The sequence below is a fragment of the Paenibacillus sp. FSL F4-0100 genome, assembly GCF_037993005.1.
Lineage (GTDB): Bacteria > Bacillota > Bacilli > Paenibacillales > Paenibacillaceae > Paenibacillus_AQ.
The window spans coordinates 7,287,406-7,305,487 of record NZ_CP150303.1 but is presented as its reverse complement, the minus strand read 5'-3'; the positions used below and the strand labels follow the sequence as shown (position 1 = coordinate 7,305,487).

The window sequence follows — 18,082 nt, the reverse complement described above, 5'->3', positions numbered from 1 at the left end:
GGGGCAGGCAAGCCTGTTCCTTGCGGTCTTCAAACCTATCGTTATCAACAAATGACTATTGGAGGTACACCATGTCGGAGAACAAGCTGGTAGAGGAAGAGCAAGCAGTAGTGGAGCAGGGCGTGCACAATTTCAGCAGTGAGGACAAATGGGTCAAGCCGGAGGATCCGCTGCTCTTGGAGCGTCTGGAATGGTTCAAGGACCAGAAGCTGGGCCTGATGATGCATTGGGGACCGTATTCCCAGTTGGGTCTTGTCGAATCATGGGCACTGAGCGATAAAGACGCGGATTGGTCACGTGACGGCATTGACTGGGATATCGATGCGGAGGAGCTTAAGCGGCAGTATTTTGATCTAAACAAGACCTTCAACCCGCTTCGCTTTCAGCCTGATCTGTGGGCTGACCTGGCAGCCGATAACGGCTTCAAATATTTGAACTTTACCACCAAGCATCATGACGGGTTCTGCATGTGGGACACGCATACGACCGACTACCGTGTAACGGGTCCAGACTGTCCGTTCCATATGCATAAACACGCCGATATCACGAAGGAGCTGTTCGAGGCATTTCGTGCCAAAGGGCTCGGCATCTCCGCCTATTTCTCGAAGGCCGATTGGCATACGCCATACTACTGGGCGCCGGGAATGGAGGCTGGAAGCTTTACGTCACGCGGTCCTAGCTATGACCCGAAGAAATACCCGTGGCTGTGGGAACAGTTTGTCCAGTTTACCCATGAGCAGATCATGGAGCTGATGACCCGTTACGGCCGCATTGATGTACTGTGGCTGGATGCAGGCTGGGTGAACGATTATCGTGATCAGAATATCCGCCTGGGTGAAGTGGTAGAGAAAGCGCGAGAGATTCAGCCTTGGCTCCTCTCGGCGGACCGCACGGTCGGCGGGCCTTACGAGAATCTGATTACGCCGGAGCAGACCCTCCCTGAGCGTGCTCTTCATGTGCCTTGGGAGAGCTGTATCACGATGGGAACTTCCTTCTCTTTCCGCTACGAGGATCGTTATAAAACGGTTCGTCAGCTCATTCATCTGCTGGTCGAGATCGTGGCCAAAGGCGGAAATCTAGCGCTCAATGTGGGTCCGCAGCCGGACGGTAGGCTGCCCGAGACGGCTATTTCACGAATGAAGGGCATGGGGGCATGGCTGAAAGTCTATGGAGAGGCGATATATGGCACGCGTATCTGCAAGCCGTATTCCTCCGGCGCCGTCCAGTTTACCCAAAAAGACGATACGACCTATGCCATCTATCTGTATCGAAATGAACAAGATGCTGTTCCTGAAGAGCTGCACATTCCGATTCAGACGGCGTTCAGCCGCATTGATCTCGTCGGGGGTCAGGAGGCGCTCGATTATCGCCGCACGGACGATGGCGTTGCGGTCCGTCTTCCGGATCAGGAACGTCAGGGACCGGCCCCGATTGCGCATGTATTGCGGTTTCGTTAAGAGACGGGTTATATAAAGTGCGTGTTCAAAAAGGTCGATTTTCAGCACCGAAGCTTATGCTTCCGATGGGTGTTTTTTCAAAACGCTTCAGTTGGATGAAGCTAGGGACGTCAGGAGCGGAGCGTACGTTTTGGGTACGTGAGCACCTAAGATGTTTCCGCAGGAAACATGACTTCGTAAGCATCCGCTTAGGCCCGGCTGAATTCAAGATTCGATGCCGAATTGCTTCCTGATTCGCTTCGTGTTAGATATAGAATTTATGAGTTATCAGTGGAACTGATGAAATTCTATATCGCAAGAAAACCTACCTATACATCGCGGTCGCTCATCCTTGAAGTGGCCTCGATAGAGGTTTTCTTATCAAAAGCGGACTTTTTGAACAACCTCATAAACGTATTTTTCACTTACAACGACTTCAAGAAGAGGTGTGGACAGATATGCAGAAATGGTTCGAAGAAGCCAAGCTGGGCATCTTCATTCACTATGGCATTTATGCCGTGGACGGAGTCTCGGAATCCTGGTCCTTCTACAATGGGAGGATCACTTACGACGAGTACATGAAGCAGCTGGACGGTTTTACGGCATCGAAATTCAATGCGGAGAAATGGGCGGATTTGATCGAGAAATCCGGTGCCCGGTATGCCGTGCTGACAACAAAGCACCATGATGGTGTTGCGCTGTGGGATACGCAGTACAGCGATCTCAACGTGGTCAAGCGGACACCGGCCAATCGAGACATCGTGCGGGAGTATGCCGAAGCGATCAGGGAGAAGGGGATTCACCTAGGCATGTACTTCTCTCTGATTGATTGGTCGCATCCGGATTATCCGAGCGTGTTCGAAGGAGGCAAGGTGCCGGAGGATCTCAGCAGCGTCAACCCGCACACCAGTCCCGTGGACGGCGTTCAGGATCAGGAGAAATGGCGGAAATTTCTGGAGTTTAATAACAACCAGCTGCGGGAGATCCTGACGAATTACGGGAAAGTGGATCTGCTGTGGTTCGATGGCGATTGGGAGCGAAGTGCCGAGCAGTGGAATCTGCCGGAGTTCAAGCATTACCTGCAATCCTTCAATCCGGATATCATCATCAACTCACGGCTGCAGGGCCACGGTGATTATAAAACGCCGGAGCAGGGCATTCCGATCACGAGACCGGAGGGACCGTGGGAATTCTGCACAACGATCAACAGCTCATGGGGCTACGTGCCGACCGATCATAAATACAAATCCTTGAACCAGATCATTCGGATGTTCTGCGACTGCATCTCGATGGGCGGTAATATGCTGCTGGATATCGGTCCGCGCGAAGACGGCACCATCGATCAAAGGCAGGAGGACATCCTGCTTGGGCTGGGAGCATGGATCCGGACCCATGAAGAGGCTGTATTCGGAACGGGTGAAGGCATTATGACCCGCTATTATCTGGGGGGAAGCACGATTTCCGAGGACAGAAAGACGCTGTACCTGTTTGTCTATGACGCTCCGAAAGAGAATGTGTGCATTAAGGGGCTGTGCAACCCGATCAAGAAGATTACTGTGCTGCATTCGGGCAAGGAGCTTACCCACGAGATTCATGGGGGCGTGCCTTGGTTCAACATCCCGGGGACGACGTGGATCAAGATGACTCCTGAAGACGCGCATGAGCAGGTGACGGTTCTTAAGCTGGAGTTTGACGAGGAGCTGGAGATGTACGGCGGCTCGGGAGCTGTTGTCACGCATAACTAACCATCACGGGGAGGGACGCGCTAGATAAGTGCTTAGCCTCCCTCATGAAGCGGAGAGAATGACATGAACAGAAGTGGAGTGCCGGAGCCGAGGATTGAGTATGCTCCTAAGCATTATTTATGCAAGCGTGCGGGGCAGCCGCTCGTGCTGGATGGCCGCGTGGATAAGGCATTCTGGGATGCGGCGGAGTGGACCGACGATTTCGTTGATATCGAAGGGGATCTTCGTCCGAAGCCGGGGAAACGGACCCGGGTCAAAATGCTGTGGGACGACGATTATTTTTATTTTGCCGCCGAGCTGATCGAGGATCAGATATGGGCGACATTGACTGAACGCGATTCGGTTGTTTTCTATGATAATGACTTTGAAATATTCATTGATCCGGACGGAGACAGCCATCAATATTATGAATTCGAAATTAATGCCTTGAACACGGTGTGGGACTTGCTGCTCGTGAAACCGTACCGGGATGGCGGACCTCCGGTCAACGGCTGGGATATCAGCGGTCTTAAGACGGCGGTATTTATCGATGGGGAGCTGAACCGTCCTGGCGCCGACAACCGGAAATGGAGCGTGGAGGTGGCGATTCCTTGGACCAGTCTCAAGGAATGTGCCGAAGGTGGCCGCCGCCCTGCGCCAGGTGAGTTCTGGCGCGTCAACTTCTCGCGCGTGGAATGGCAGACCGAAGTGCAAGACGGCGAGTACCGTAAGGTGCTGAATCCGGAGACAGGCAAGCCTTTTCCGGAGGACAATTGGGTATGGTCGCCTATGGGCATCATCAATATGCATTACCCTGAGCTGTGGGGTTACGTTGTGTTCGCGGGTGGCGAGGAGCAACAGCCGTTTACGCTTCCGGAAGACGAACGGATCAAATGGGAGCTGCGCAGACTCTATTACCGGCAGCGTAATTACTATGAAGCCCATGGTGAATTTACGCAGGACATGAAGCAGCTCATGGGCGAGGATGCATGGAGCATCCAGCCTGTGATTGAAACGACTCGCAGCCTGTTCCAGATTAGCGCGCCTTCATCGGACGGCACGGCTCTAATCTGCATTCGGGAAGACGGAAAGCTATGGAGGGAGTGAACGCTAGGATGACCAGCCAAACCGCGGTGTTCTCGCTGGATTCGCAGACACGGGAGCGGATCGAGCAAAAGTTCCAGGAGAAGATCATCTTTGCGGAAGCGCGCAAAGATAAGCTGTTTCATGTTTTGGAGCAGGAACTGACCGATGAAGAGATTTGGGCCCTGAAATATTTGTTTGCTTACATGCCGGTGAACGACATGGCCGACTATGATGGAGAATTGTTCTTGAATCATGTGCGCCAAGCCCTGGACATCCGTAAGCGCGTGCCTTGGGGCGAGCGCGTGCCGGATCATCTGTTCCTGCATTTTGTGCTTCCTTACCGGGTTAATACGGAGAATATTGAGGATTACCGCGGTATTCTCTACAACGAATTGGCCGAACGGACGGCGAAGTTATCGATGGCGGATGCCATTCTGGAAACCAATTATTGGTGCCATGAGAAGGCGACCTACATCGGCAGCGATCTGCGAACCATTTCGCCGCTGACGATGATCCGGAACGCACGCGGACGCTGTGGCGAGGAGTCCACGCTGGCGGTGGCCGCGCTTCGTAGCATCGGCATCCCCGCGCGTCAGGTCTATACGCCGCGCTGGGCTCATTGCGACAGCAACCATGCCTGGGTGGAAGCATGGGCGGACGGCCAGTGGTATTACATCGGGGCATGCGAACCGGAAGCCCGCTTGAATCAAGGCTGGTTCAGTCCGCCGGCACGCAGGGCGATGCTGATCAATACGCGAATTTTTGCCGATTACCCCGGTCCGGAGGATATTACCCTATGCGAAAAGGGGTTTACGGAGATTAATTTGCTGGAGAACTATGCACCGGCTCGCACCCTTTACGTGAGCGTGAAGGATAAGCAGGGAGAGCCTGTATCCGGCGCAAGCATTCGATTTGAGCTGTATAATATGGCTGAATTTTATCCGATTGCCGAAATCAAGACCGATGAGCAAGGGAAGGCTTCCTTTAAGACCGGTTATGGCGACCTCTTGGTTCGTGCGGTCAGCGGCGGCAAGTGGAGTGAAGTCCTGTTCAAGGCCGAGGACGGCGGACATATCGAACTTGTGCTTGATTCATCCGAACAGCCGTCAGGGATCGTGGATTTCGATATGGTTCCTCCACCGGAAGGAGAAGGGGACGCCGCGACGGCGTTATCCGAGGAGAAGACCCAGGCTCATAACCACCGTCTGGAGGAAGGGACGAAGGTCCGGACCGAATATGAGGGTACATTCCTGAGCGAAGAAGAGGCAACTGCACTGGCCCAGTCATTAGGACTGCCTCCGGAGCGGGTGTGGGACGTCCTTCGAAAAGCCAGAGGCAACAGCAAGGAAATCGCAGCGTTCCTGGAGGAGCATTCCGGCGATTACGGCGAGTGGCCGCTGCGGCTGCTGGAATCGCTGAACGAAAAGGATTTGATTGATACCTTCCGGCAAACGCTGGATGATCATCTGATGGGTGCCCTCTCACAGCGTGGACAGTGGGATGAGGATACCTTCGTGAAGTACATCCTGTGTCCGCGGGTTTCTTATGAAATGCTGGTCCCGTATCGCCGTGTATTCGTTGATGCCTTTACGGCGGAGGAGACTGCGGCATTCAGGAAGAATCCTTCTACGCTTGCCGGGCATTTGGAGCAGGGCTATGCCTATGCTGAGGACCTTCCCAACCTGAAGGGTAAGGGAAATCCGGCAGGCACGTACAGTCTCATGAAGGGAGACGAGCAGTCGCTGGACATTCTGTTTGTGGCTGTATGCCGCAGTCTGGGGATTCCCGCCCGACTGCATCCGAGCGAGCAGAAGCCGCAGTACTTACGTGATGGAAGTTGGGAAGATGCAGCCTTCCCTCTGGACTCCCCCCGGAATCAGGAGAGCTCAGGCTGGGGGATGCTGCAGTTCCTCAGGGATCCGGAGGTTTCGCAGGATACGCCGGCCGCATCCTATGCCGAGAACTTTACCTTCGCCCGCCTGGAAGACGGCGTGTACAAAACGCTGGTGTATCCTTATGGCAGCACCGATGTTTACAACGAGCCGTATGAGGTTGAGCCGGGTTCGTACCGTCTAACGTCGGGCATCCGGCTGAAGGACGGAACGGTAAGAGTGCGCTTCACGTACTTTACCGTTCGTGCCGGAGACACCACGCGCGTGGCGCTGACCTATCGTGAGACGGCGGTCGACATTCCGGTGCTGGGCAAACTGGCGCCGGGCAGTACGCTTACCCGATTAGACGGAACGGGAGCGGATCTTAAGGATCTTCTGGGAACCGAGGGCGCTATCGCTGCCTGGATCGAACCGGAGCGGGAGCCGACCAAGCATCTGCTCCGCGAGCTCAGCGAGCTGGCCGAGCCGCTGGATAAGCTGGACTTACCGATTGTGCTGGTGATCGGGGATGCGGAATGGACAGCTTCCTTTGATCCGGTAAGCTATCCGAAGCTGCCGGCCCGCACTATTTTTGTACGGGATTCCAGTTATGCTTCCTTGTCGGGTTTCATCCCGAATCCTGCAACCCATGAAGCCGGTTATCCTCATCTGTTCGTCCTGGACCGTCAGGATCAAATCCGTTATGCGGCTTCCGGATACAAGATCGGCACCGGGAAGGAAGCCCTGCAGATTGCAACCGCGATATTACAACCCTAGAAGGGATCGGAGTGAAGAGTAATGACGAAGTATATTGTGGCGGGTTACGCCGTCGATTCGGTTCTTCCCGACATGACGCATGAGGATCTGCTGAAATTAACGCATTTGAACGTAGCCTTCGGTCATGTCAAGAACGATGAGATTACCACCGAGCATTTGAAGAATGGCGAGGTTGTCCGGAACATCAAGCGGGATCACCCGACTCTTACGGTACTTCTGTCTGTTGGCGGCTGGAGCGCTGGTGGTTTTTCCGAAGCCGCTTCAACCGAGGGCGGAAGGGACCGCATGGCCGCATCCGCCATACGGGTGCTGGAGGAATATCCTTTTGACGGTATCGATCTGGACTGGGAGTATCCATGTTACGGTGAAGCCGACATAGGGTCGAGTCCGGATGATAAACGGAATTTCACCCTGCTGCTGAAGACGATCCGGGAGGCGCTGGATGCTAAGGGCTCCCGGGATGGCCGGCATTACCTGCTCACGATTGCGGCAGGGGCTGACCAATACTATGTAGACGGCACGGAGATGGCCGAGGTACAGCAGTACCTGGATTTTGTCCAGTTGATGACCTATGATATGCGAGGCGGGTTTCAGGTCCTGACCGGACATCATACGAATCTGTACACGTCAACCGGAGATCTGTTCCGAATCAGCACGGATGCTTCCGTGAACCTGTTCGTTCGCGCCGGCGTCCCGAAGGAGAAGATAGTCATCGGTGCCGCATTTTACTCCCGTGTATGGAACGAGGTGCCGGATCGAAACCATGGCCTTCATCAAATGGCTGGCAGCACAGGCGGCTATGGTCCGGCCTTTGCCGAGCTGGCTGCGGAGTACATCAACAAGAACGGCTACATTCGTTATTGGGACGAGGAAGCCTGTGCGCCGTACCTTTTTAACGGCTCCAGCTTGATTTCTTATGACGATGAGGAATCGATTCAGTGCAAATGCAATTATGTGAAAGAACAAGGCTTGGCCGGGATCATGTTCTGGGAATATGGATGCGACCCGACCCATCGCCTGCTGGGCGCTATGCATCAAAGACTTCAAAGCATCTCGGCCGGGAAATAGGAACAGCTGGCGGTCGCGGTGGATCTGATAACTCGGATGAGTTTAAAACATACGAAAACCTCCCCTGAACGGTACGGTTCAGGGGAGGTTTCTATTTTTGCGGCAAAACTGCTACCGACTCACTATTCTTCGCCATCATCCGAATTCGTTATCCGGTGTACTCTTCGTCATCCTCATCCGGCGAATCAGCAGCGCCGTTGCTGCTGTGCATTTTGCGGTATTGACCGGGCGTGTACCCCGTCTCTTTCTTGAATTTGCGGATGAAGTTCGGCGTGTCCAGGTAACCGACCCGGGTGATGATATCCTTTAATGGATCGGTTGTGTGCAGCAGCAGCCGGATCACCTCATCCATTCGTTTCTGCCAGATGTATTGGGTAAAGTTCATCCCGATCTTCTCCTTGAAGGAGCGGCTGAAATATGATGAAGAGATGGAGAATTTAGACGAGATCGTGCCCAGGCTGAGGTCATAGTCCGTAAAATTGGCATCGATAAAGGCAACGATTTCGTCCATCAGGGAGCTCTCTTCGGTCTCGCTCTTCGCCTCGACATGGGCGCAGATTTCCGCGGCAAGGCCTGCCAGCTTCTTCTCCAAATCCTCCAGCGAGTCATAAGAGGTGACCCGTGGAAGCTGATTGACCACATGATGGATGCCAAGCTCGGACGCGGTCTTCAGCATCGTATTCAGAATATCGAAGCAGATACAGCGCAGCAGCGGTACGGACGGCATTTCCGTCTTCAGGTTATTCAATGCGGTGGATACCATCTGAACCGCTACATCATAACTGCCCTGTTTCAAGCTTTGAACCAGCTTCAGCAGCACATCCTTAGGGACCCAGAAGGATGAATCCTGTGCGCCGGAACCGGAAAGAGCGTTAAAGAAGGTGCTGCTGCCCTGTCCGTGCAGCATGGAAGCCTCCAAAGCGGTTGATGCTTCAATGAAGGATTGATTCAGCTGCTCCGGATAGCTGTAGCGGTTGCCTACCCCGATCGCAGGAGAGACACCCGTGTGCTCTCCCGCCATCGATTGCAGGGCCAGGGCGATCGGCTCCATACGGGCGTTAAGGCTCGCATCATGCCCGGTTTCGGCATCAAATCCGACAATGAGGGCCAACTGATCGGGCTGTGGCAGCTCCACTCCATAAGCATAGGCGGAAAACGCCGGCAGCTCCACATCGTTCATTAACTGCATGACGGGCCGCCGCTCCGGATTGTCGCCAATGGGCAGGGCGTGCGACTCCCAGCCCATGGTCACGACAAAATAATGGGATTGGCTGAAGCGGATGCCCAGCTTCTCGGTGAACTCGGAAGGGAATTCACCAGTATGGCCATGCTTTAGCAGCATGAGCAGAATATGATTCCGTGCATAAGGCTCTTGAAGATCGACGCGCTGGCTGTAGTCGTGCAGCGTTTTCTTGATCCATTCCAGCTCGTTGCTGGATGTGGACGTTTCCGGGTCATTCTTCAAGCGGATGAACTCCATCAAGTCTGAAATCGGATGGTATTGCCTGCGAGCCAGCATAATGGCAAGAATGGTGCCCATCACTACAACGAAGGAGAATACCAGAATTACAAAGGTACGAATATGAACGATACGGCTGAAAAATTGGTTGCTTGGCATTGCGGTGACATAAGTCCAACCCGCATCGGATTTGACGGATACAACCGAATGCGGCTCTTGGTTCAAGGAAAGGCTGTGCGTTCCAGGCTCAAGTGCGAACAGGGCGTGGACTTCCTGCTCGGTAATGGTTTCGCCTTGGTGATTGGCGGCCAGCACTTGTCCGTAATTATCGAATATATATGTCATTCCATGATAGTCGCTGAGGATGGATTCGATCAATCCGGTCAGATTGGACTCATGGATCAGGTACATGACGGTGCCGTGGGCGGGCGTATTGTTAGGTGCGATCGGCACAAGGTATGCCAGCATGGAATTTTGGATTTTGGTCCCCCGAACCACTTGCTCCGCCGGACGCATGGTCGGAATCGGGACAGAGTTTAAATCACGGACCATCTCCGTTTCGTTCCAGCTGTTGAATTTGTAGCGGTCGGTGAAGACATTCAGATTCTCAAATCCCTGTGACGAATAAATGCTGTTATCTCCGCGGAAGAACAGGAACAATTCATCAATAATGGAGCTGGTGGCTTTGTATTTGACCAAGGCCCCGATGGATTCCCGGCTGTAGTAAGGATGGTGAGTCCAATAACGGGTCAGCTGCTCATCGTAGGCGATGCGAAAGGCGATGTCCTGCAATTCTTTCATGCGCTCATCGATGACAGTTTTGGCCTGGGTCAATTGATTGACATTGGTCTGCTCGATCTCGGAACGGAGCGTATTCACGGCATTGTGATAAATAATGATGGTTAATATAACAAGAGGTATCAGGAAAATGGAGATGTAGGACAGTGTGTATTTAAGCAGAAGCTTGGACTTGAAGTGATTCCATTTCATATCTGCAACCTCCCGTTTTTTACGATTTTAGATTATTAAGTTTTTAGCCGGAACTAATTCATTCTACACACCGAGACGGTTTTCAAATAGCAATTTGTGTTTTCGCGTTACGCCATTTGATAGCGCTATCATAAATGCTGCCGAGGCAGTAGCATTCATGACGAGCCAATAGATACCCTATTAAAAATACTAGGAGAACTTGACTAATAAATCAATGGATCATTTCGAATATACAATGGAATCACGTCAAAAGTCTCAGATGAGGGGGGATATAACGAAACAATCGGTTCGAAATAAGCGGGGGATACGTGTTGAAGCGAAGATATCGGTAAAGGGGAGGATTGCAAAAAAAAAAAGAACCCGTAGGTCAGACAACCTGCATGTTGAGGCTGTCCAGTTCACGGGTTCTATAAAGTTTCGTCCAATTTCGGGGGAAACGGACATGTACTTAGGTTGAACGAAATTTCGTTCTAATTTCCTATAAGGATCCCTTCGTACTCGTATTTGCACGATTATTCGTGCAAATCTCGTAAAACAGTTGGCATTAGCCTTCCTGTTGTACGATTTTTCGTGCAAATTCCTGAGTCGACAGCTCTTATCCATTCAGTTTGTGCGATTTCTCGTACAAATCTCGTATAACAGCTGGCATTAGCCTTCCTGTTGTGCGATTTTTCGTACAACATTCTGAGTCGATAGCTCTTATCCATTTAGTTTGTATGATTATTCGTACAAATCTCGTAAAAAGCATGCACCGGACCACGCAACGTGCGCACAGGGAGCAGTGCACACATTGAAATTGGTTCCTTACTAGGTTGCGCTGCCCTCCACTTGAGAGAGCTGCAGCTGCTTGCGATAGATGAATCTGGAGATCGATACGCTGATTTCGTACAGCAGGAACAGCGGAACGATCACAATCAAATCGGACATGATATCCGGTGGCGTGATGGTGACGGCCACGATACATAGCAGAAAGTAGGCTGATTTGCGCATCTTGGCCAGCCGATGCGGATTCACGATGCCGAGCTTCGTCAGAAAAACGACGATGGCGGGCATTTCGAACAGGAATCCGAAAGGAACGGTCATATGGATCATGAACGTGAAGTATTTTTGCGCGGTATACATCGTTTGGAATGCGCCTTCGGCCATACGCTGCATGAACTGCAGCACCATCGGGAACAGCACGAAGTATCCGAAGCAGATGCCGGCAATAAATAATACGCTGATCACGGGAATGAGCAGCACAGCCGAGCGGTGAGTCCCATCCGGCAGCGCCGGCTGCACGAACCGCCATATTTGATAGGCGGCAATGGGAAGCGTGACGGTTACGGCCACAACGCCTGCAATGATCATATATACCCACATGACTTCGGAGGGACCGAGCAGAACGAGCTGTTTGTCCATGCCTCGTACCAGCCAGTGGTAGATCTTCTCGACGTAGATGAAGGCAGCCACCATTGCGACGAGAAACGCAATCAGGGTGCGGATCAGGCGCTTCCGCATTTCTTCCAGATGCTCGATCGCGCTCTGGTCGTTCGGATTAGCTGTGCTGCTTATCGACCGCTGCAGCAGTTTGCGGAGCATCGTCTTTTTTTCCATTCTCGTCGTCTCCGTTCATCAAGCCACGGGTTGCGCCCTTGAATTCGCTTAAGGTCCGCCCGAAAGCGCGACCGAGCTCAGGAAGCTTGGATGGACCGAATATGATGAGTGCGATAATCAAAATAAGAATTAAACCACCGATTCCGATGTTGCCAAACGGCATGATCCTCGCTCCTTTCGATTGGTATTACTCCAGTTTGAAGCCGCTAATGGCCACGACGGCGCAGCGCGCCATGTTTTCACCGGAGCGGTGAGGCCATGTGCTGGTTGGTTTGCTGAGGTCCTCCGTATTCTCGCCCGGGTGTTGAACGGATAGGAAGAGCGTCTGCTCATCGGGTGTGAAGAAAGGACCTGTAAGCTCGGATTCCACCGGACCGGAGGCGAATTGCAGCGCGACCCCTTGTTCCGGCCCGCTTGTTGGAATCACAAACAGTCCGTTGTTCATAAAGGGTTTGTGAACGCCTTTGTTCTGGCTGCTGCTGGAGATATCCGTCACGACCCACAGATCGCCGTTCGAGTCGAACGCGAGGTTGTCCGGCGAGCTGAATCCGGATTGGCGTCCACCTGCAGCAAAGATCTCAAAGTCGAACTCCATGGCGGCCAGATCGTTGCCCGCTTCAAAGATACGCGTGATATGACCGTGGATGTTGCCGTGATTGTCGTTGTTCGTATGGCAGATAAACACGGTGTTATCAAACGGCGAGATTTCGATGTCCTCCGGACGGTCCGTTGGTGTTCCGCCGACAAGACGCGCAGCTTCCTGGCAGTAAGTGACAACATCGCCTTGGGACTTGAATTTGGCTTGGGCCTCTTTATCCTCTGCGGCGGCCTTGGTTACGGCCTCCAGGGTGACTGGCTGCCATTTGCCCGACTTCAGGTTGGCCACGTACAGGGTTCCGTCTTCCAGAAGCGCGGAGTTAGCGCGGCCTTTGCTTTTATCATATTTGCTTTTGCTAATGAACTTATAGACGCAGGCATCCTTCTTGTCGTCGCCCATATAGACAACGATCCGGCCGTCTGCGGCAAGGCCCATCGCGGTATTCTCATGATTAAATCTGCCGAGGGCGGTGTGCTTCTTCAGGAAGGATTTATCGAACGGATCGACCTCAACGACCCAGCCGTAATGCGTATCCGGCAGGTTAGAGACTGCCGCGGTGTCCTCGAAGTTCTCCTCGCAAGATAAGACCGTGTTCCAAAGCGTTACGCCGCCGGAGCAGTTGGCAAACGTGCCGGTAGCGGTCGTTGCGCCTTTCAGGGCAGGGATGCCTTTGGCCGGGCCGGTGATATCGAATTTGCTGAAGCCGTTGATACGGCGGGCATGGGTGGAGGTGGTGTCCATTTTCCACACACCCTTCTCATCACGGTATACTTCGATGACCGACATACCTTGGTAATACAGGTTTTTATGGATTTGATCCGCCGTCATCTTCCCATCCTTTACAGGACCGATGGAGAAGATGGTGGAGTATTCATGATTGTTGACCAGAAGGCCGCGGACATTGGAGCCCTTAAGCGGGAAAAATGCGTTGTAATCACAGCCGGAGCCGAATTTTTCGCCAGCCGGATTGATCACGTCATCAAAAGCCGCAATGACATCATATTTAAAGTTTTTAGGCAGGACGAGCTGGTCTGCTTTGGTTGGTTCAATTGGTTCGAAGTAACCGCTGACCCGATTCGTTTTGAATCCGAACAGATGATTTGCGGTTCCGGACATGGCCGAAGCCTTCCCTTCCAATACACCTAAGCCTGCGGAAGCGGCTGCCAATGCGGTTGCGCCAGTACCCAGATAAGACAGAAACGTTTTGCGATCCATCGTTTTACTCAAGCTTATCCACCCCTAATGTATAAATTGCCATCAGGACAAGTTTATAGGGGAAGTGTTAAGGGAATATCATCGGTGAATGGTGGAATTGTAAAAATAAAGTCATCTTGGAGGGGGCGTCTAGCGGCGCCCCTGAACATGGCTGGACTTGCGGAGACTATACATAATCATATTAAGTTGCCTTTGTAGCGCTGCCGCATCTGTTCGGCCATGACACGAATCTCCTCAGAGCCTGGCATCGTAAACCTGGAAGCGGCTTCTGTCAGCTCCATGCCTGACTGCCAGCTGCGGATGACTTCTTTTACAGCGATTATAAATGGGTGGACGGTGTTCTGGCCGGTGCCGATGTTCGTAAGCTCTTCAAGACTGGCGGTGCTGTTAGCTTCTACTAGAGGATATTGCTTGGGGTCTGCACCCGCAGCGGCAATATCATAGAAGGAACGAACCAGCCGGGCGCGCTCGCTGCCTGAACCTTCGGCGATGATAAAAGCCTGGATAATGAAGGCTTTACGTTGCCGCCGCTGGGCAATGCCGCAAAATTTAAGGCCACCTATGCTTAGATCGAACGTTCCGGGACAGAAGGCGCCAGCAATTTCGCCGGTATCTACGTTCTGTCCGGTGCAGCGGAGGGCCTCCCGGATCAGCTCCACCATGATCTCAAAGTCCTGATGAAAGTCAGGCGCCGGTCCCGTAGAGGAAAAGGGGAGGATGAGGGACAGGTTCACCACGCCAGCGTCTAAGGGAACCGCAGCACCGCCCGAATGGCGGACGGCGGTGTCATAGCCGAGGGAACGAAGCATGGCTACCCCTTGCGGTGCATGGGGGAGGCGGCTGTCGCGCACGCCCATGACAAAAGCGCGCGGATGCCGCCACAGATGGCAGACGGCCGGCCCGCCATCTCCGGTCAGCCTGCATAGGAGCTCGTCCAGCGCAAAATGGTACAGCACGTCCTGATGCGATAAATCATGGGTCCGGTCGAGCAGCAGGACGGGTTGATCTTCAGGTAGTGACAGCGGAATATTCACGCTTTCTTGCGCCTCCTCTTATACGTGGATCGTGCATAGACCATGGAAGGGTTTGTCTTCCGAGGGGGAGCCCGATCGTTATTTTCTTTGAACAGCATACCATAAATTCATACTGAAGCGGCGAGCCTCGCCTTATGAGTCGGGAACCTTCAACGTTTTTGTTTAGATATCAGAAAGTATAAACTTCGAGGCTCGTGACCTCCTGATATCGCAAAGAAAAACTTCTTCTAACTGCGGTCCGTCTTCTGTGGATGTACGTTGATCGACATTTTTGTTATAATCCGAGTAAGTTTATTGTCTTTGTGAGTAATTTGGTTTAGTGGAGAATGATTTCACTTCCTATATAAAGGAGAGCATCAACATCATGGAGATTTATAATAGTGTAGTTGATATGATCGGTCAGACGCCAATGGTGAAACTTCAGCGGCTAGTGCCTGAAGGGTCTGCTGATGTCTATGTAAAGCTTGAGAGATTCAATCCTTCCGGCAGCGTGAAGGATCGGGCGGCGTACAATCTGATTCATACCGCAGAGGAGCAAGGATTACTCCAACCAGGCGGTACCATTATTGAGCCAACGAGCGGGAACACGGGCATTGGCCTGGCGATGATAGCAGCCGCTAAGGGTTACCGCGCTATCCTGATTATGCCGGACAACATGTCCAAGGAACGGATAAATATATTGAAGGCGTACGGCGCGGAGGTCGTGCTGACACCGAGCAGCGAGCGCATGCCGGGTTCCATTGCCAAAGCGCTTGAGCTCAGGGAGCAGATTCCCGGCAGCTTCATTCCGCAGCAGTTTGAGAATGCGGCCAACCCAGACATTCACAGGTTGACGACAGCGCCGGAAATTTTGGGGCAGATGGAAGGGCGGCTGGATGCCTTCGTGGCAACGGCGGGAACGGGCGGCACCGTAACCGGTACCGGGGAAGAGCTGAGGAAGTCCCTGCCGAATCTGCATATCGCGGTAGTCGAGCCGAAGGGCTCGCCTGTGCTCTCCGGCGGAAAGCCTGGACCGCACAAGCTAGTGGGCACGAGCCCGGGTTTTGTACCGAAGATTCTGAATACGAGCGTATATGATGAGATCATCCAGATCGCCGACGAGGATGCGTTGCAAACGGTGCGGGATTTGGCTCGCAGGGAAGGAATTCTGGTGGGGCCGTCCTCCGGCGCATCGGTATTCGCTGCTCTTCACGTAGCGAAGCGGCTGGGGGAAGGGAAGCGGGTTATCTGTATTGCTCCGGATACGGGAGAGCGGTATTTGAGCATGGATATTTTCTAAGTGAGAAGGACCTCCGGCTAACCGGAGGTCCTTTCTTGGTGTTCTATGGAGGGTATCCACTGCTTAAGCTGCTGCATGAGTTGTCGATGACTCTTCACGACGATCACTTTGCCGGGATAATCTTCGAGCGTATCCTGAATCTGATATCTGCCTTCCCGCTGAAACGCGGCGCTCCATTCGAACATCTTTTTGAACATGTCCCAGTTGGGTGTATAATGCGCCTGTTCAAGTCGCAGTCGCTGCTTGATGAACCTTGTAATGATCCGGTAGGTTATTGTGGAGTAGGACGGGTTCAGGAATATGATAAGATCTGCACGGCGGAAGCTGGGGCTGACCCATTTAAGGTGAGCGCCTTCGATGATCCAGCATTTCGTGTTGATGATGCTTATTAACATCGCATCCCGGTCCGCATCGCTCCTCCGAATATCATCCGGCTCGGCTCGCTCCCACACCACATTGTCGAGCTCGTAATAAGGAATGTGGAACTGGGCGGACAGCGTCCTGGCGAGTGTCGTTTTTCCGCTTCCGACGGAGCCGATAATATGGATCCGGTTCGGAATGTTAGTTACCATAGGAGATCACCGCATTCATGAGAAATGGTAGCTACTTATTTCGGTACCGATGCGGTGATCTCCTGTCCTATTATTCGTAAAATTACACAACATCCTGCGGCGAATCGCGGAGCAACTTGAAGAAAGCCATGATTTGCTCAGCAATCCAGGCCGGTTGTTCTGCTGCAATGAAGTGCCCACCAGCATTTAGATCCTTCCAGTGGATCACATTCGGGAAGATCCGTTCTACATATGATCGGGGAGGACGCTCGTTCCGCTGAGCACTTAAGGTGACACCATGCGGTACAGGTGAACTTTCTTTGGGCCCCGGCCACCTCGTATGCTTGCCTTCATAATAATAGCGGTTCGAGGCGTTGATGCTCTGGGTTAACCAGTAGATGGAGACGTTGGCCATGAGCTGCGCCTTGTTGAAATGCTGCAACACATCGCCATCCTCGGGAGATGTCCAGTAGTGCCATTTTTCCAGAATGAACGCGGCCAGCGCTACGGGTGAATCATGCAATCCATAAGCTGCCGTCTGCGGCCGTGTGCCCAGAATATGGGCGTAAGCGCCCTCCTCGCGTCCCCATTGCTTCTGATAGTCGAGGAACTCGGCCTCCTCGGCTGAAAGCGTTGAGTTCGAATCCAGATAGGGACTGGGATTCCCTGGCGATGTGGTGTGATAGCCGATGAAACGGTCGGGATGGTCGAGACACATGAGTCCCAGAATGCTGGCTCCGATATCATAGCCGTGTGCACCGAATCGTTCGTAACCGAGTTCTGTCATGAGTTTCATAAGCAGTTCCCCCGCCTGGCGATCTTCAAAGCCCGGTCGCAGTTCTATACCTGAGAATCCATGACCCGGGATCGATGGGATGACAACGTCGAAGGAATCTTCCTCATGGCCGCCAAATTGCTCAGGATTGGTAAGGTAAGGGATAAGCTCCAGCATTTCATAGAAGGAGCTGGGCCAACCGTGAGCAATGAGGAGCGGGATGGGGTGCTCGCCGCTGCCCTTAATATGTATGAAGTGAATGTCGACTCCATCGATTTCAGCGATATAATTCGGAAAGGTATGAATGGAGCGCTGGAAGGCTCCCCAATCGAACTCATGCCTCCAGTAGGCGGCCATATCCTTCATGAAATCAAGGGGAATTCCATAATCCCATTGTCCGCCGGGGATTTCGTCAGGCCATCGGGTCATGTCCAGGCGCCGATATAAATCATCGAGGGCAGCTGGCTCGATTTGAAAAGAAAACGGTTGGATCTTCATTCGTTTCACCTCTTGGAAAGAATGGGAGTCTGGTATACTGATGACAACAAATTTTGCGGTAGGTAGAAAGATAAATGGAGACAAGGGGCTTCTTTATAATGTTGTGAGTGACCGTTAAATATATA

General features: G+C 52.8%; 13 protein-coding genes. 6 read left to right on the top strand and 7 right to left on the bottom strand.

The window, feature by feature from the left end; all coding sequences use genetic code 11:
- Window positions 1-71 precede the first annotated feature (71 nt).
- The 5 genes from MHH48_RS33160 to MHH48_RS33140 all read left to right on the top strand — a co-directional run bounded on the left by MHH48_RS33160 (window position 72) and on the right by MHH48_RS33140 (window position 7,962).
- Entirely contained in the window at window positions 72-1,457 is a 1,386-nt protein-coding gene (locus MHH48_RS33160; RefSeq protein WP_076323856.1) for an alpha-L-fucosidase, read from the top strand.
- A 437-nt stretch (window positions 1,458-1,894) separates the two neighbouring features.
- Window positions 1,895-3,181, top strand: a complete 1,287-nt coding sequence (locus tag MHH48_RS33155; protein ID WP_076323857.1) for an alpha-L-fucosidase — start codon at window positions 1,895-1,897, stop codon at window positions 3,179-3,181.
- A 63-nt stretch (window positions 3,182-3,244) separates the two neighbouring features.
- A complete protein-coding gene (locus tag MHH48_RS33150; RefSeq protein ID WP_076323858.1) occupies window positions 3,245-4,267 on the top strand; it encodes a carbohydrate-binding family 9-like protein in 1,023 nt (340 codons plus the stop codon).
- Between the two features lie 8 nt (window positions 4,268-4,275).
- Entirely contained in the window at window positions 4,276-6,894 is a 2,619-nt protein-coding gene (locus MHH48_RS33145; RefSeq protein WP_076323859.1) for a transglutaminase domain-containing protein, read from the top strand.
- A gap of 21 nt (window positions 6,895-6,915) precedes the next feature.
- Window positions 6,916-7,962, top strand: a complete 1,047-nt coding sequence (locus MHH48_RS33140) for a glycoside hydrolase family 18 protein (protein ID WP_076323860.1) — start codon at window positions 6,916-6,918, stop codon at window positions 7,960-7,962.
- A gap of 148 nt (window positions 7,963-8,110) precedes the next feature.
- On the opposite strand, the gene MHH48_RS33135 is transcribed toward MHH48_RS33140, so the two are convergent.
- The 5 genes from MHH48_RS33135 to MHH48_RS33115 all read right to left on the bottom strand — a co-directional run bounded on the left by MHH48_RS33135 (window position 8,111) and on the right by MHH48_RS33115 (window position 14,854).
- Window positions 8,111-10,411, bottom strand: a complete 2,301-nt coding sequence (locus MHH48_RS33135; protein ID WP_076323861.1) for a helix-turn-helix domain-containing protein — start codon at window positions 10,409-10,411, stop codon at window positions 8,111-8,113.
- Window positions 10,412-11,218: 807 nt separating this feature from the next.
- Window positions 11,219-11,911, bottom strand: a complete 693-nt coding sequence (gene tatC / locus MHH48_RS33130) for a twin-arginine translocase subunit TatC (RefSeq protein ID WP_339273727.1) — start codon at window positions 11,909-11,911, stop codon at window positions 11,219-11,221.
- A gap of 37 nt (window positions 11,912-11,948) precedes the next feature.
- The gene (gene tatA, locus MHH48_RS33125) at window positions 11,949-12,170 is read right to left on the bottom strand and encodes a twin-arginine translocase TatA/TatE family subunit (RefSeq protein WP_015737862.1); all 222 of its coding nucleotides are present in this window, start codon (window positions 12,168-12,170) and stop codon (window positions 11,949-11,951) included.
- Between the two features lie 24 nt (window positions 12,171-12,194).
- On the bottom strand, window positions 12,195-13,820 hold the full coding sequence (locus tag MHH48_RS33120; protein WP_076324077.1) for an alkaline phosphatase PhoX: 1,626 nt from the start codon (window positions 13,818-13,820) through the stop codon (window positions 12,195-12,197).
- Between the two features lie 176 nt (window positions 13,821-13,996).
- The gene (locus MHH48_RS33115; protein ID WP_076323864.1) at window positions 13,997-14,854 is read right to left on the bottom strand and encodes a ligase; all 858 of its coding nucleotides are present in this window, start codon (window positions 14,852-14,854) and stop codon (window positions 13,997-13,999) included.
- A gap of 364 nt (window positions 14,855-15,218) precedes the next feature.
- On the opposite strand from MHH48_RS33115, the gene cysK reads away from it, so the two are divergent.
- Entirely contained in the window at window positions 15,219-16,133 is a 915-nt protein-coding gene (gene cysK / locus MHH48_RS33110; protein ID WP_076323865.1) for a cysteine synthase A, read from the top strand.
- Between the two features lie 17 nt (window positions 16,134-16,150).
- On the opposite strand, the gene MHH48_RS33105 is transcribed toward cysK, so the two are convergent.
- Together MHH48_RS33105 and MHH48_RS33100 are read right to left on the bottom strand one after the other, a co-directional pair.
- The gene (locus tag MHH48_RS33105) at window positions 16,151-16,705 is read right to left on the bottom strand and encodes a DNA topology modulation protein FlaR (protein WP_076323866.1); all 555 of its coding nucleotides are present in this window, start codon (window positions 16,703-16,705) and stop codon (window positions 16,151-16,153) included.
- Between the two features lie 82 nt (window positions 16,706-16,787).
- Window positions 16,788-17,957, bottom strand: coding sequence for an epoxide hydrolase (locus MHH48_RS33100; protein WP_076323867.1), 1,170 nt, complete (start codon window positions 17,955-17,957; stop codon window positions 16,788-16,790).
- Window positions 17,958-18,082 lie beyond the last annotated feature (125 nt).

Bases quoted from the DNA above. Each gene is read 5' to 3' on its own strand.
- MHH48_RS33160 (WP_076323856.1), top strand. From the start codon at position 72: ATGTCGGAGAACAAGCTGGTAGAGGAAGAGCAAGCAGTAGTGGAGCAG.
- MHH48_RS33155 (WP_076323857.1), top strand. From the start codon at position 1,895: ATGCAGAAATGGTTCGAAGAAGCCAAGCTGGGCATCTTCATTCACTAT.
- MHH48_RS33150 (WP_076323858.1), top strand. From the start codon at position 3,245: ATGAACAGAAGTGGAGTGCCGGAGCCGAGGATTGAGTATGCTCCTAAG.
- MHH48_RS33145 (WP_076323859.1), top strand. From the start codon at position 4,276: ATGACCAGCCAAACCGCGGTGTTCTCGCTGGATTCGCAGACACGGGAG.
- MHH48_RS33140 (WP_076323860.1), top strand. From the start codon at position 6,916: ATGACGAAGTATATTGTGGCGGGTTACGCCGTCGATTCGGTTCTTCCC.
- MHH48_RS33135 (WP_076323861.1), bottom strand. From the start codon at position 10,411: ATGAAATGGAATCACTTCAAGTCCAAGCTTCTGCTTAAATACACACTG.
- tatC (WP_339273727.1), bottom strand. From the start codon at position 11,911: ATGCGGAAGCGCCTGATCCGCACCCTGATTGCGTTTCTCGTCGCAATG.
- tatA (WP_015737862.1), bottom strand. From the start codon at position 12,170: ATGCCGTTTGGCAACATCGGAATCGGTGGTTTAATTCTTATTTTGATT.
- MHH48_RS33120 (WP_076324077.1), bottom strand. From the start codon at position 13,820: ATGGATCGCAAAACGTTTCTGTCTTATCTGGGTACTGGCGCAACCGCA.
- cysK (WP_076323865.1), top strand. From the start codon at position 15,219: ATGGAGATTTATAATAGTGTAGTTGATATGATCGGTCAGACGCCAATG.
- MHH48_RS33105 (WP_076323866.1), bottom strand. From the start codon at position 16,705: ATGGTAACTAACATTCCGAACCGGATCCATATTATCGGCTCCGTCGGA.
- MHH48_RS33100 (WP_076323867.1), bottom strand. From the start codon at position 17,957: ATGAAGATCCAACCGTTTTCTTTTCAAATCGAGCCAGCTGCCCTCGAT.